This window comes from Spirillospora sp. NPDC047279 (genome assembly GCF_040643285.1).
In the GTDB taxonomy this organism is placed as follows: Bacteria; Actinomycetota; Actinomycetes; order Streptosporangiales; family Streptosporangiaceae; genus Spirillospora.
The window spans coordinates 1-13,022 of record NZ_JBEYUA010000018.1 but is presented as its reverse complement, the minus strand read 5'-3'; the positions used below and the strand labels follow the sequence as shown (position 1 = coordinate 13,022).

General features: G+C 73.1%; 9 protein-coding genes. 3 read left to right on the top strand and 6 right to left on the bottom strand.

The window, feature by feature from the left end:
• Positions 1-37: 37 nt before the first annotated feature.
• Positions 38-1,012, top strand: coding sequence for a UDP-glucose 4-epimerase GalE (gene galE / locus ABZ810_RS36755; protein ID WP_358411207.1), 975 nt, complete (start codon positions 38-40; stop codon positions 1,010-1,012).
• Entirely contained in the window at positions 1,009-2,127 is a 1,119-nt protein-coding gene (gene galK / locus ABZ810_RS36750) for a galactokinase (protein ID WP_358411521.1), read from the top strand. Before galE ends, galK begins: the two co-directional genes overlap by 4 nt.
• Positions 2,128-2,201: 74 nt before the next feature.
• Here galK and ABZ810_RS36745 read toward each other — a convergent pair whose 3' ends face one another.
• The 6 genes from ABZ810_RS36745 to ABZ810_RS36720 form a co-directional block, all read right to left on the bottom strand.
• The gene (locus ABZ810_RS36745) at positions 2,202-3,044 is read right to left on the bottom strand and encodes a hypothetical protein (protein ID WP_358411205.1); all 843 of its coding nucleotides are present in this window, start codon (positions 3,042-3,044) and stop codon (positions 2,202-2,204) included.
• A gap of 116 nt (positions 3,045-3,160) precedes the next feature.
• On the bottom strand, positions 3,161-5,878 hold the full coding sequence (locus ABZ810_RS36740) for a hypothetical protein (protein ID WP_358411203.1): 2,718 nt from the start codon (positions 5,876-5,878) through the stop codon (positions 3,161-3,163).
• A gap of 88 nt (positions 5,879-5,966) precedes the next feature.
• Positions 5,967-7,802: an HSP90 family protein gene (locus ABZ810_RS36735; RefSeq protein ID WP_358411201.1), complete on the bottom strand. Its 1,836-nt coding sequence runs from the start codon at positions 7,800-7,802 to the stop codon at positions 5,967-5,969.
• Positions 7,803-7,959: 157 nt separating this feature from the next.
• Positions 7,960-8,949, bottom strand: a complete 990-nt coding sequence (locus tag ABZ810_RS36730) for a malate dehydrogenase (RefSeq protein WP_358411199.1) — start codon at positions 8,947-8,949, stop codon at positions 7,960-7,962.
• Positions 8,950-9,233: 284 nt separating this feature from the next.
• The gene (locus ABZ810_RS36725; protein WP_358411198.1) at positions 9,234-11,453 is read right to left on the bottom strand and encodes an NADP-dependent isocitrate dehydrogenase; all 2,220 of its coding nucleotides are present in this window, start codon (positions 11,451-11,453) and stop codon (positions 9,234-9,236) included.
• Positions 11,454-11,579: 126 nt separating this feature from the next.
• Positions 11,580-11,894, bottom strand: coding sequence for a DUF3017 domain-containing protein (locus ABZ810_RS36720; protein WP_358411196.1), 315 nt, complete (start codon positions 11,892-11,894; stop codon positions 11,580-11,582).
• A 274-nt stretch (positions 11,895-12,168) separates the two neighbouring features.
• Here ABZ810_RS36720 and ABZ810_RS36715 point away from each other — a divergent pair, with 274 nt between their 5' ends.
• A complete protein-coding gene (locus ABZ810_RS36715) occupies positions 12,169-12,888 on the top strand; it encodes an FHA domain-containing protein (protein ID WP_358411194.1) in 720 nt (239 codons plus the stop codon).
• The last annotated feature ends 134 nt before the right edge of the window (positions 12,889-13,022 follow it).

Genomic DNA, 13,022 nt, shown 5'->3' with positions numbered 1-13,022 from the left:
GCCGCGCCCAGAGCCCAATTTCCAGGAGGACCCGCCCGTGAAGCTGCTCGTCACCGGAGGTGCCGGATACATCGGCAGCGTCGTCACCGCGCTGCTCCTGGAGGCCGGCCACGAGGTCGTCGTGCTGGACGACCTGTCCACCGGGCACGGGGACGCGGTACCCGAGGGCGCCACCCTGGTCGAGGGGACGCTGCGCGACGAGGCCTTCGGGATCCTCGACGGCGCCGGGTTCGACGCGGTGCTGCACTTCGCGGCCAAGTCGCTGGTCGGCGAGTCGGTGGAGAAGCCCGGGCTCTACTGGGACAAGAACCTCGGCGAGTCGCTGGCGCTGCTGGACGCGATGCGCCGGACCGGCGTATCGAAGATCGTCTTCTCGTCGACCGCGGCCACCTACGGCGAGCCGGAGTCGACGCCGATCCTGGAGACCGACCCGACCCGGCCGACCAACCCGTACGGCGCGTCCAAGCTGGCGATCGACACCGCGCTGGCGGAGTACGCGCGGCTGTTCGGCATCGGCGGGGTCTCGCTGCGCTACTTCAACGTGGCCGGGGCGCACGGGACGTTCGGCGAGCGCCACACCGTCGAGACCCACCTGATCCCCAACGTCCTCAAGGTCGCGCTGGGTCAGCGCGAGTCGGTCAACGTGTTCGGCGAGGACTACCCGACGCCGGACGGCACCTGCGTCCGCGACTACGTGCACGTGGTCGACCTGGGCGTGGCGCACCTGCTGGCGCTGGACGCCTGCGCGCCGGGCGCGGACGGCGCCCCGGGCGAGCACAAGATCTTCAACCTGGGCAGCGGCAGCGGCTACTCGGTCAGCGAGGTCGTCGAGGTCTGCCGCGAGGTGACCGGGCATGCGATCCCGGCCGTGGTCGGCCCGCGCCGGGCCGGCGACCCGGCGGTGCTGGTGGCCTCCTCCGACAAGATCCAGTCCGCGCTCGGCTGGAAGCCGGAACGCGACCTGCGCACGATGGTCACCGACGCGTGGACCTTCATCAAGACCACCCGGTGAACCCCGCGGCCGCCTTCGAAGAGGCCTACCGGCGGGCGCCCGAGGGCGTCTGGCACGCGCCCGGCCGGATCAACCTGATCGGTGAGCACACCGACTACAACGACGGCCTCGTGCTGCCCTTCGCCATCGGCCTCGGCGTCTCGGTGGCCGCCGCGCGCCGCGACGACGACGTCCTGCACGTCCGGTCGCTCCAGGCCGCCGACGAGGGCGTGGAGGTCCGGCCCGGCGACCGGGTGCCGGGCTGGGCGGCCTACCCGGCGGGCGTCGCGGCGTTGCTGCGCGAGCACGGCGTCCGCGGGGCCTCGCTGCTGATCGACTCCGACCTGCCCGCGGGGGCGGGGCTGTCGTCCTCGGCCGCGCTGGAGTGCGCGACGGCCCTGGCCCTGTGCGAGCTGTACGGCGTCGAGATCGGCCGCCGGGAGCTGGCCGCGCTGGCCCAGCGGGCCGAGAACGACTACGTGGGCGTGCCCTGCGGGATCATGGACCAGTCGGCCTCGCTGCTGTGCGAGGACGGCCACGCGCTGCTCCTCGACTGCCGTTCGGGCCTGTCCGGGCAGGTGCCGTTCGCGCCGGGCGCGGCCGGGCTGACCCTGCTGGTCGTCGACACGCGCGCCGAGCACGCCCTGGGCGACGGCGAGTACGCGCGGCGGCGGGCCGAGTGCGAGGAGGCCGCCCGGCTGCTGGGCGTGCCCGCCCTGCGCGACGTGAAGGACCTGGCGGCGGCGCTCGGGTCGCTGGCCGATCCGGTGCTGCGCCGCCGCGTCCAGCACGTCGTCACCGAGAACCACCGGGTCGAGGCCGCCGCCGGGCTGCTGCGCGCCGGGGCCGTCGCGGAGCTGGGATCGATGCTGACGGCCTCCCACCTCTCGTTGCGCGACCAGTACGAGGTGTCGTGGCCGGAGGCCGACGTGGCCGTCGAGGAGGCGCTGCGGACCGGCGCCCGGGGCGGTCGCATGATCGGCGGCGGGTTCGGCGGCTCGGTGATCGTGCTGGTCGCCGCCGACCGGGCCGCGGCGGTCCGCGACGCGATCACCGGCGCCTACGCGGCGCGCGGCTGGACGGCCCCGGTGATCTCGGCGCCGGCCCCGGCGCGCGGCGCCCACCGCGTCAGCTGAGTCGCGGCGCGACCGGACCCGGCACGGCTCCAGGCGGCGCGGTCTCAGCCGCCGCGGCCACGGGCGGCGCGGTCTCAGCCGCCGCGGGTGACGCGTACCCGCGCGATGGCGGTGTTGTCGGCCGGGCTTCGGTCACCGAGCGCGGTCGAGACGGTCACGGCGAAGCTCTGGGCGGTCCCCCGCTCGGCCGTCGCGCGCACCGGCACGTAGAACGTGCGCTGATCACCGACCGCCAGCCTGCCGAGCGAGCACCGCAGGAAGTGGCCGCCGTCCCGCTCGCCGGTCGACCGGCAACGCCGTGACACGGCCATGCGGGCGCCGTGCGCGCCCAGGTGGAGCGTGACACCGCGCGCCGCCCGCGGCCCGCGGTTGACGACGGCCGCGGCGAGCAGGAACGAACCGCGCGGGCGAACCCGGCGCGGCACGATCAGCCGCACCGCGAGGTCGGTGCTCGGCATCACCCGTGTGATCAGGACCGACGCGTTGTCGTGGAGGTCGGGGTCAGTGACGGCGCCGGTGATGGTCACCCGGGCGCGCGCACGGTGAACGCCACGGGCGGCCGGCTTCACGATCCCCTGGATGTGGAGGGTGCGCGACATCCCGGCGGCGAGCGCCGCCGTGCGGCACCGGAGGACACGGCCCCGGTCGCGGCAGCCGGGGTCGGAGACGGCGACGACGGCGAGCCCCCGGGGGAGCCGGATCGTGGTCACCGCCCTCCCGGCCGCCGACGGCCCGGCGTTGCGGAGCCGCACCCGGTAACCGACGACGTCGCCGGCCTTCACCCGGCGCTCCGGCCCGGTCAGATCGACGCGCAGGTCGGCCCTGGGGGGCGGCGTCCGTTCGGCGGCCTGGACGGGGGCGGCCGCGATCAACAGGGCGGCGCCGGCTGAGCCGTGCGCGACCAGAACCCGACGCATGGAAGATCCACTCCGACTGCGACTCTGCTGTTGTGTACGGAGTGGAGTCTATTGGACGCGGTGTGTCATCGATCGTGGCTGACACGCCGAATTCGCAGGTCAGGAGAGTTTTGCGGTCAGGAGAGCTCGTCGTTGATGCTCTCCTGGAGGCGGGCGGCCGCCTCGGCGGCCTCGTTCTCGCCCAGCGCGGTGTAGCCCGCGATGGCCTCGCCGACGCTGCGCAGCGCCTCGTCGTAGCGCGAGAGGTTGGCCAGCAGGCGCGCCTCGTCGTAGGCGACCATCGACGTCTCCCAGGTGCGGGCGGCCTGCTCGTCGGCTCCGTCGCCCGGCAGCTCCGCCAGCGCGGCCCTGGCCCGGGACATCTCCTCCACCGCCTCGTCCCCGCGGCCCGCCCACAGCAGGCACAACGCGCCGCGGCGGCGGGTCCGCACCACTCCGTAGACGTCCTCGGCGGCGGCGAACGACGCGGCCGACTCGGCGAACCGGTCCGCCGCCAGCGCGTCCTTGTCGAGCGCGGTGAGCAGCTCGGCGGCCGTCTCCAGCAGCTGACCGGCGGCGCCGGGGTGGTCCTCCTCACCGGCCAGCTCGGCGAACGTCTCGGCGGCCTGCGCCTCGCCCAGCTCGCGCTGGGAGTGGGCGAGGATGAAGCGAACCCGGCGGTGGGGCATCGGGTCGTCGTCCCGCGCGAGCACCGGGATCGCCTCCTCGGCCACCTCGGCGGCCTCGAAGTGGCGCCCGGTCGTGTAGTAGGCGGCGGCGAGCTCCACCCGCGCGTGGGCGGCCGGGGCGTGCGCGCCGGCCGCGGTCATCCCGGCCACCGCCTCGACCAGGTCGGGCACGGCGTCCGCGGCGCGTTCGGCCGACAGCAGCAGCGTGCCGCGCTCGGCGTGCGCGGCCAGGCGCAGCCTGGGCTGCCCGGCGTGCGCCAGGGTCTCGTCGAACGCGGCGAGCGCCTCGGCCACGACCTCGGGCCCGCCGGAGGCGTGCGACAGCAGCTGGCCGAGCAGGAAGGCCGCCTGGCCGCGCGCGTCCGGGTCGTCGAGCGTGCGCAGCGCCTCGAGCGCCTGCCGGACGGCCGCGACCGCCTCCTCGTGGCGGCCGATCCGGGCCAGCGCCTGGGCCCGGTGCAGCTCCAGGTCGCCGATCTCGCGCGGCTCGGTCGCCTCCAGGCCCGCCAGCACCACGATCGCCTCGTCCGGGCGGCCCGACTCCAGGTGGTGGCCGCTCAGCCGCAGCCGCGCCGACCGGGCACGCCGGGTGCCGGGCGCGTGCTCGTCGAGGAAGGCCACGGCCTCCGTCAGCAGCGTCAGCCCCTCCTCGGCCTGGCCGAGCCCGGCGAGGAGGCCGCCGATCCGGCTGAGGACCGAGTGCTGGAGGACGGTGTCGCCCGCCTCCGCGTACAGCTCGGCGGCCCGGCGCCACTCCGCCAGGCCCGCCTCGGGGTCGCCGTTCATGAACAGTTCGAGGCCGCGGCCGTCGCCGCGCCGCGCCCGCTGGGCCGTGGTGAGCTCCGCGCCGGTCGCCTCGGCCACCTCGTCGAAGCGCCGCCAGGCGGCGGAGGCCGACGCGACGTCCTGCTCCGTCCAATGGTCGTCGGCCGCGTCCAGGAGCACGTCCAGGTCGTCGTCGGCGCCGTGGTCGGCGACCGGGCGGCTCCGTCCGGCCTCGGTCGCGCCACCGGCCTGGGCGACGGCCTCGGCGGCGGTCGCCCGGGGCGGGCGGCGGTCGTGCGCGGTCAGCGGCAGATGATCGACGAGCGGCTCCGCGGCGAGGATCTCGCGGACCCGGTCACCCTGCCGGGACGTGCCGTTGCGGGCGTCGAACCGCGCCCCGAGCTCGGTCGCCGCCCTTTCCAGGTCGGCGCGCAGTTCGGCGGCGGTCACCTCGGCGGCCGGGCGGTCGGCGTGCGCGGGGCGGCGGAGGGTGACCTCCGCACCGGCGCCCGCCTCCTCCAGCCGCCGCAGGAGCAGCGCCGCGGACGCCGCGAAGCGCATCGCCGAATGCGGGCTGGGCGCACGGTCGAGCCACCCCAGATGCCGCTGGACGATCTCCAGCCCGCGGGCCTCGTTGCCGGTCCGCGCGCAGAACTCGACGTGCTCGGCGACGTCGGCGAAGTCCGCGATGGTGGAACGCATGATCCGGTAGGCGCGGCGGTGCGCGTCGCGCGCCTCGTCCAGCCGTCCCGACCGCAGGTAGACCGGCAGCAGCGCGGTCAGGATGCCCTGCGGCTGCTCGGTGCAGTTGAGCTCGGCGCTCAGCACCGGCGCGGCGATCGCCAGCGCCTCCTCGTCCCGTCCGAGCACGGCCAGGTGGTGCACCATGCCCGTCGGGTCGCACCCCGCGCAGTCCGCCAGGTCGTCGCGCGGCGCGGCGCGCCAGCGCGCGTACCACTCGTCGGCCCCCGCGGCGTCGCCGACGTGGCGGGCCACCACGTGCCGGTAGTGGAAGACCGCCTGGAGGCTGTGCCCGCCGAGCCGGTAGCGCCGCTCCATGTCGTCGAGGACGGCGTGCGTGCGGTCGAGCGGGATCTCCGGGAACAGGGTGAGCGAGTTCACCATCCACTTGAAGTGCCAGAGCAGGCGGTGCTCCTCGCCGTACCGGCCGGGCTCGCGGTCGTGCTCGGACAGGCAGCGGCTGAACGTGGTGAACGCCTTGGCCGGCTCGCCGCCGTACTGGTACGCGGTGGTCAGCTCCATGCGCACCCGGAACGCCAGCTCCGGCTCGGCCGCGGCCTCGGCCTGCCTGAGCGCGTCCTCCACCAGGACCGTCCGCGCCTCCCCGTAAGGGAGCTCCCCCGCACGCGCCATCAGGTCATAGACATCGTCAACGCTCACTGTGCCCCCTCCAGGAGGACGACCCCCCAGACCTCCCCGGCAAAAGCCGGCTGACCGACGACCCGCATTCCGCTGCGCTCCATTCCGGTCACCGGTCAGCCGCCCCCGGGTCATGGACGGCCCAGTCGAGCAGGCCGATGAAGGAACGGTTGAGGACGGCGGTGTCGGCGGCGCGCAGCGGATGGTGGCCGAGCAGCAGCGCCTGCCCGTACAGCGCCTGGACGGCCAGCTCGACGAGACCGTCCTCGGCCAGGGCGGTGACGCGGCGCGTGAGCGGGTTGCGGTGGTTGAGGACCAGCTGCGGGCGGTCCCGTTCGACCTCGCTGTTCATCGCGCCGAGCACGTCGTTCCAGAGGTCGTCGGCCAGCTCGCGGGCCTCCTCCAGCTCCGCCTGGTGCCGCGCGGCGCGGCTGGTCAGGTAGAGCGCGGGCAGCGACGCGGGGTCGAAGTCGCGGAGCACGACCTCGCAGCCGAGCCGGTCGACGGCGCGCTGCGCGGCGGCCAGGAACGGCCGCAGCGCCAGCTCGGCGGCCGGGTCGACCACGCCGAAGTGGGTGGTGAGCTCGGCCGGGTCCAGCCGGCGCACCGCGGCGTCGGGGTCGATGCCGGGCAGCCGTTCGATGATCTCGGTGTCGTGGACGTAGCCGCCGTTCACCAGGCCGACGCCCTGCGCGGACGAGACGGCCGACAGGCGCCGGAACTCCTCGACGCTCGTGGTGTAGCGGACGGCGGAGTGGCGCGTGCGGAACTCGGCCAGTGTCATCGGCCCGGCCGAGGTCTCGAACTCCAGCCACCGGTCGACGATGCGGAGCATGTCGTCGTCGTGCAGGGCCATCGCCTTCACGCCGAGCTGGTGCAGCCGCAGGAAGCCGCGCAGCCGCGCCGGGTCGGTCTCCGACAGCCGGACCAGCCACTGCCGCAGCTGCTCGCCGAGCGCGTGCCGGGTCGACTCCAGCAGCTCGTCCTCGTACAGCGCCTCGCGGCTCGCGGTCGGCCGCAGCTCGCCCGCGTCGACGACGCAGCGGACGAAGAACGCCCACTCGGGCAGCAGGCCGTCCACGCTCTCGGCCAGCAACATCCGCTTGAGGTAGACCCGATGCGCGCTCCGGGCGCTCGGCGTGACCGCCTGCGGCAGGACGAACGCGACGCCGGTGAGGCCCGCCTCGGGCACGTCGAGGTCGATGACGTCGTACGGCTCGAACCCGTACAGCTCCCGGCAGTAGGCGTCGAGCGCGCGGCGGCGGCGCGCCGGATCGGGGTGGGCGGCCCGCCACGGCGGGCCGTCGCCGGTGATCGGCGTGCCGTCCACGGTGAGCGCGGTCGGCAGCAGCGAGCCGTACGCGCGGGCCAGCTCGGCGACGGTGGCCGGGGCGAGCAGGTCGGCCGAGCCCGGACGGGGCCGCAGCGTGACCGACGTGCCGGGCGTCTCGCGTCCGGCGGCGGGGTCTCCCCCGGAGCCGTCGTCGTCCCGGCCCGGGATCTCGACGCGGTAGCGGCCGTCGGCGAAGCCGGTCCAGCGGACGGTCCGGGCGTCCGGGCCGCCCCTGGCGGACCGGGTCACGACCTCGATCTCGTCCGCGACGAGGAACGCCGACAGCAGGCCGATCCCGAACTGGCCGAGGAAGTCGTGGCGGGCGAAGCCCAGCTCGTCGCGCTTGGACGAGCGGCCGATGGTGGCGAGCAGCCGGTGCACCTCGTCCTCGGTGAGGCCGATCCCGTCGTCGTGGACGCACAGCAGCCCGTCCCCGGTCTCGATCGTGACCGTGCCGGGTCCCTCGCCGCGCGCCGTGATGGCGTCGACCGCGTTCTGCAGGAGTTCGCGCAGGTAGACCCGGGGGCTGGAGTAGAGATGGCGGCTGAGCAGATCCACCACGCCACGAAGATCGACTTGAAACGCCTGCTCCACCCGCTCGCCCTCCGACATTGGCCCCCGTGGCTGACCAGTCACCTTATCGACTCCATGCAGGACATCCCCGGCAATTACGGCGCGAGCCCCGGGCCGTCGTGCGACCCGGGGCTCGTGGCGACCGGTGCGATCAGATCCGGTGCGATCAGATCCGGTGCGATCAGATCCGGTGCGATCAGATGAGGCCCAGCTTGCGGACCGCGTCGCGCTCCTCGGCCAGCTCGCCGACGGAGGCGTCGATGCGGGCGCGGGAGAAGTCGTCGATCTCCAGGCCCTGGACGATCTGCCAGGTGCCGTTCGCCGTGGTGACCGGGAAGGACGAGATGAGGCCCTCGGGCACGCCGTAGGAGCCGTCGGAGACGACCGCCATGGAGGTCCAGTCACCGTCCGCGGTGCCGTTGACCCAGGTGTGCACGTGGTCGATCGCCGCCGAGGCGGCGGAGGCCGCCGAGGACGCGCCCCGGGCCTCGATGATCGCGGCGCCGCGCTTGGCCACGGTCGGGATGAAGTCGTTCTCCAGCCAGGCCTGGTCGTTGACGGTCTCGGCGGCGTTCTTGCCGGCGATCTCGGCGTGGAAGAGGTCCGGGTACTGGGTGGCCGAGTGGTTGCCCCAGATGGTCAGCTTCCTGATGTCGGAGACCGAGACGCCGGCCTTCTTCGACAGCTGCGCCAGCGCGCGGTTGTGGTCGAGGCGGGTCATCGCGGTGAAGCGCTCGGCCGGGACGTCCGGCGCGTGCTGCTGGGCGATGAGGGCGTTGGTGTTGGCCGGGTTGCCCACGACGAGGATCTTGATGTCGTCCGCGGCGCCGGCGTTGATCGCCTCGCCCTGCGGCTTGAAGATGCCGCCGTTGGCCTCGAGCAGGTCGCCGCGCTCCATGCCCTTGGTGCGCGGGCGGGCGCCGACGAGCAGGCCGACGTTGGCGCCCGCGAACGCCTGGGTGGCGTCGTCGAAGATGTCGATGCCGTCGAGCAGCGGGAACGCGCAGTCGTCCAGCTCCATGGCGGTGCCCTCGGCGGCCTTGACCGCCTGCGGAATCTCCAGCAGGCGCAGGCGTACGGGCGTGTCCGCGCCGAGGAGCTGACCGGACGCGACGCGGAACAGCAGCGCGTAGCCGATCTGGCCGGCGGCGCCGGTGACGGTGACGTTGACTGGGGTGCGAGCCATTGCCTTCTTCATCTCCTGCTGTGGCCTGAGGGGCTCAGGCGGCCGTCCTTCAGGCGGTCGGGTTCGAGATCCGAAATCGGAGCCGCCGCGAGGTTTCTCTCGTTGTCGAGATATTTCCAGCTGCCAGGCTATCGCGCGGCCGACGTGCCACATCCCCCAGGTGCGCCGACCGGCATGGCGCCCGCCGCCCGCGTCCCCGGGTGATCGCACGGAACGCGGGAGGCGGCCCCGGATCACCGGGACCGCCTCCGACGTCAGGTGCCCGCGCGAGGGCCGGGCAAGGGTCAGGCGAGGATCGCGAGGGCCTTGTTGAAGGTCTCCGACGGCCGCATGACCGCCTCAGCCTTGGCCGGGTCGGGCTGGTAGTAGCCGCCCAGGTCGACCGGCGCGCCCTGAACGGCGAGCAGCTCGTCGACGATGGTCTGCTCCTGCTCGGCGAGGCTCGCGGCCAGCGGGGCCAGCGCCGCGGCCAGCTCGGCGTCGTCGGTCTGCGCGGCCAGCTCCTGCGCCCAGTAGAGCGCGAGGTAGAAGTGGCTGCCGCGGTTGTCGATCCCGCCGAGGCGGCGGGTCGGCGACTTGTTCTCGTTGAGGAAGGTGGCGGTGGCACGATCCAAGGTGTCGGCGAGGATCTGCGCCCGAGCGTTGCCCGTGGACGTGGCCAAGTGCTCGAAGCTGGCGGCCAGCGCGAAGAACTCGCCGAGGCTGTCCCAGCGGAGGTAGTTCTCCTTGACCAGCTGCTGCACGTGCTTGGGCGCGGAACCGCCGGCGCCGGTCTCGAACAGGCCGCCGCCCGCCATCAGCGGGACGATCGAGAGCATCTTGGCGCTGGTGCCCAGCTCCAGGATCGGGAAGAGGTCGGTGAGGTAGTCGCGCAGCACGTTGCCGGTGACCGAGATGGTGTTCTCGCCGCGGCGGATGCGCTCCAGCGAGAGCTTGGTCGCCTCGACCGGCGCCAGGATCTCGATCCGCAGGCCCTCGGTGTCGTGCTCGGGCAGGTACGCCCTGACCTTCTCGATCAGCTGGGCGTCGTGGGCGCGGCTCTCGTCGAGCCAGAACACGGCCGGGTCGCCGGTGGCGCGGGCGCGGCCCACGGCCAGCTTGACCCAGTCGCGGATGGGCGCGTCCTTGGTCTGGCACATCCGAAAGATGTCGCCGGCCGAGACCGGCTGCTCCAGGACGACCTGACCGGCCTCGTCGACGACGCGGACGGTGCCGTCGGCGGGGATCTCGAAGGTCTTGTCGTGGCTGCCGTACTCCTCGGCCTTCTGCGCCATCAGGCCGACGTTGGGCACCGAGCCCATGGTGGCCGGGTCGTAGGCGCCGTTGGCCCGGCAGTCGTCGATGACGGCCTGGTAGAGGCCGGCGTAGCTGGAGTCGGGGATGACGGCCAGGGTGTCGGCCTCCTCCCCGTCCGGGCCCCACATGTGGCCGGAGGTACGGATCATCGCCGGCATCGAGGCGTCAACGATCACGTCGCTCGGCACGTGCAGGTTGGTGATGCCGCGGTCGGAGTCGACCATGGCGAGCTCGGGACCCTCGGCCAGCTCGGCCTCGAAGGAGGCCTTGATCGCGGCGCCCTCGGGGAGGTCGTCGAGGCCGGCGAGGATGGCGCCGAGGCCGTCGTTGGGGGACAGCCCCGCCGCGGTGAGGGTGGCGCCGTGCTCCTCGAAGGTCCTGGGGAAGAACGCGCGGACCACGTGACCGAAGATGATCGGGTCGGAGACCTTCATCATGGTCGCCTTGAGGTGCACCGAGAACAGCACGCCCTCGGCCTTGGCACGGGCCACCTGGGCGCTGAGGAACGTGTTGAGCTCGGATACTCGCATCACCGACGCGTCGACCACCTCGCCGGCGAGCACGGGCACCGACTCGCGCAGCACGGTCACGCCGCCGTTGGGCGTGTCGAGCTCGATGCGCAGGGAGCCGTCGGCGGCGACCACGGCGGAGGTCTCGGTGGAACGGAAGTCGTCACCGGTCATCGTCGCGACGTTGGTCTTGGACTCCGTCGTCCAGGCCCCCATGCGGTGCGGGTGGTTGCGCGCGTACGCCTTGACCGACGCGGGCGCCCGGCGGTCGGAGTTGCCCTGGCGGAGCACCGGGTTGACCGCGCTGCCCTTGACCTTGTCGTAGCGGGCGCGGATGTCGCGCTCCTCCTCGGTCTGCGGGTCGTCGGGGTAGTCCGGCAGCGCGTACCCCTGGGACTGCAGCTCGGCGATCGCGGCCTTCAGCTGCGGCATCGAGGCGGAGACGTTCGGCAGCTTGATGATGTTGGCGTCCGGGGTCTCGGAGAGCCGGCCGAGCTCGGTGAGGGCGTCGTCGATGCGCTGGCCCTCCTCCAGGAACTCGGGGAAGACGGCGATGATGCGGCCCGCCAGCGAGATGTCGCGGGTCTCCACCGTGACCCCGGCGGTCGACGCGTACGCCTGGATGATCGGCAGGAACGAATAGGTGGCGAGGGCCGGGGCCTCGTCGGTGTGCGTGTAGATGATGGTCGAGTCGGTCACCCGGGACACTCCCTCTATTCACGATGCGCCATTGCTCGATATCAAGATATCTGGTGATTCATCGGCCCATGACAAAGAGGTGGCGCCAAACGTGCTGGACACTTTGTTACTGACCGGTGTTACTTGTCAGTCGGGAACGACCCAGGCCACCACGGCGATCGCCGTCGCGAAGATCGTCATGGTGACCACGTCCACCCATTTCTTGCGGGTCTCGAGCATCCCGACCTGACTCGGGGGAAGCACCAGCCGCGCCAGGGCCCCGAAGAGCACCGCGGCGGCGATGAGAGCCGAACCCTTGCGGAAATAGTTGAACGAGCACAACACCAGTCCGCCCGCGACCCCGCACAGCACGATCACATAGGGCAGCTGGCCCAGCCAGTGCGGCGTGGCTCCGCGCCTCTTCGGCGCCTTCCGCCGGCGCCGGTGCAACTCCGTGCTCATGGCCCTCGCTCTGCGGGTCGCGGGATCTCCCTCCCACGGTAGCGGCAGCCCGCCGCGGAGCCGAACGACGCGTCCCGTGACGCACATTCCTCCCTTACTGAGGGCTCCTGACGGCAACGACTCACGGCAGAGGCGTTACGGAGGGGATCCGAAGTGTCCCGATGGACACGAAAAGCCTTGTGTCACAGTCCCTACTCGCCAGTAGGAGGGTGTGACCGGGGGGCGCCCGGGTAACCCGGCAGACAGGGGTCGCTAACTAGCTGGGAGGACTGCCGTGGAGGGGCCGTTCATGCGGATCGAGGACAGCGGGCTGGTGATGCCGCTGCGCCCCGACGTCACGACGGTCGGTCGAGGGCGAGGAGTCGATATTCGCCTCGAGGACCCGAGTGTGTCCCGATTGCACGCAGAGATCGTTCGGCGCGGCCCGTACGTATACGTGGTCGACATGGGCCTGTCGCGGAACGGCACCCGTGTCAATGGCCGGCCGATCGCCCGTCGCGTACTGGAGGACGGTGACGTCGTGAGCTTCGGCACGGCGCGCTGCCGTATGGGGGGAATCCCCCGCGAGGAGGTCGATCCCGACGTCGAGCTGCGGCGTGCCGTGGCTCCCGAACTCACCCGCCGCGAGGTCGACGTACTGACCTCGCTCTGCCGCCCCGCCCTCTCGGACGAGGCCTTCGTCGCGCCCGCCACCGCGCGCGAGATAGCCGCCGACCTCGTGGTGACCGAGGCCGCGGTCAAGCAGCACCTGCTGCGCCTCTACCAGAAGTTCCGCATCCCCGAGGGCGCCAACCGCCGGACCCGGCTGGCCAACGAGGTCATCGCGATGGGCCTCGTCCGTCCGCTTCCCCCGGTACACGTTCCGCAACAGAACCGCCCCCCGATGGACGGCCAAGGAGGCGTCCGCCGCACCGGCCCACCGGGCGCCACCCATGCGACCGGCCACCCGGCCGGTACGCGCGGGGCCGCCGCCGCGGGCCGCCGCGCGAGCTGAGCCGCCCCAGGCCCGGCTGAGCGAGCTTGCGGCCGCCCTCCGAATCGGCAGCGCAAACCGGGAGGGCGGCCGCAAACCGCACCGCCCGCGGTGTTCGTGCGATCAGATCTGATCGCACGAACACCGCGGGCGGT

Bases quoted from the DNA above. Each gene is read 5' to 3' on its own strand.
- ABZ810_RS36745 (WP_358411205.1), bottom strand. From the start codon at position 3,044: ATGCGTCGGGTTCTGGTCGCGCACGGCTCAGCCGGCGCCGCCCTGTTG.
- ABZ810_RS36735 (WP_358411201.1), bottom strand. From the start codon at position 7,802: ATGTCGGAGGGCGAGCGGGTGGAGCAGGCGTTTCAAGTCGATCTTCGT.
- ABZ810_RS36730 (WP_358411199.1), bottom strand. From the start codon at position 8,949: ATGGCTCGCACCCCAGTCAACGTCACCGTCACCGGCGCCGCCGGCCAG.
- ABZ810_RS36720 (WP_358411196.1), bottom strand. From the start codon at position 11,894: ATGAGCACGGAGTTGCACCGGCGCCGGCGGAAGGCGCCGAAGAGGCGC.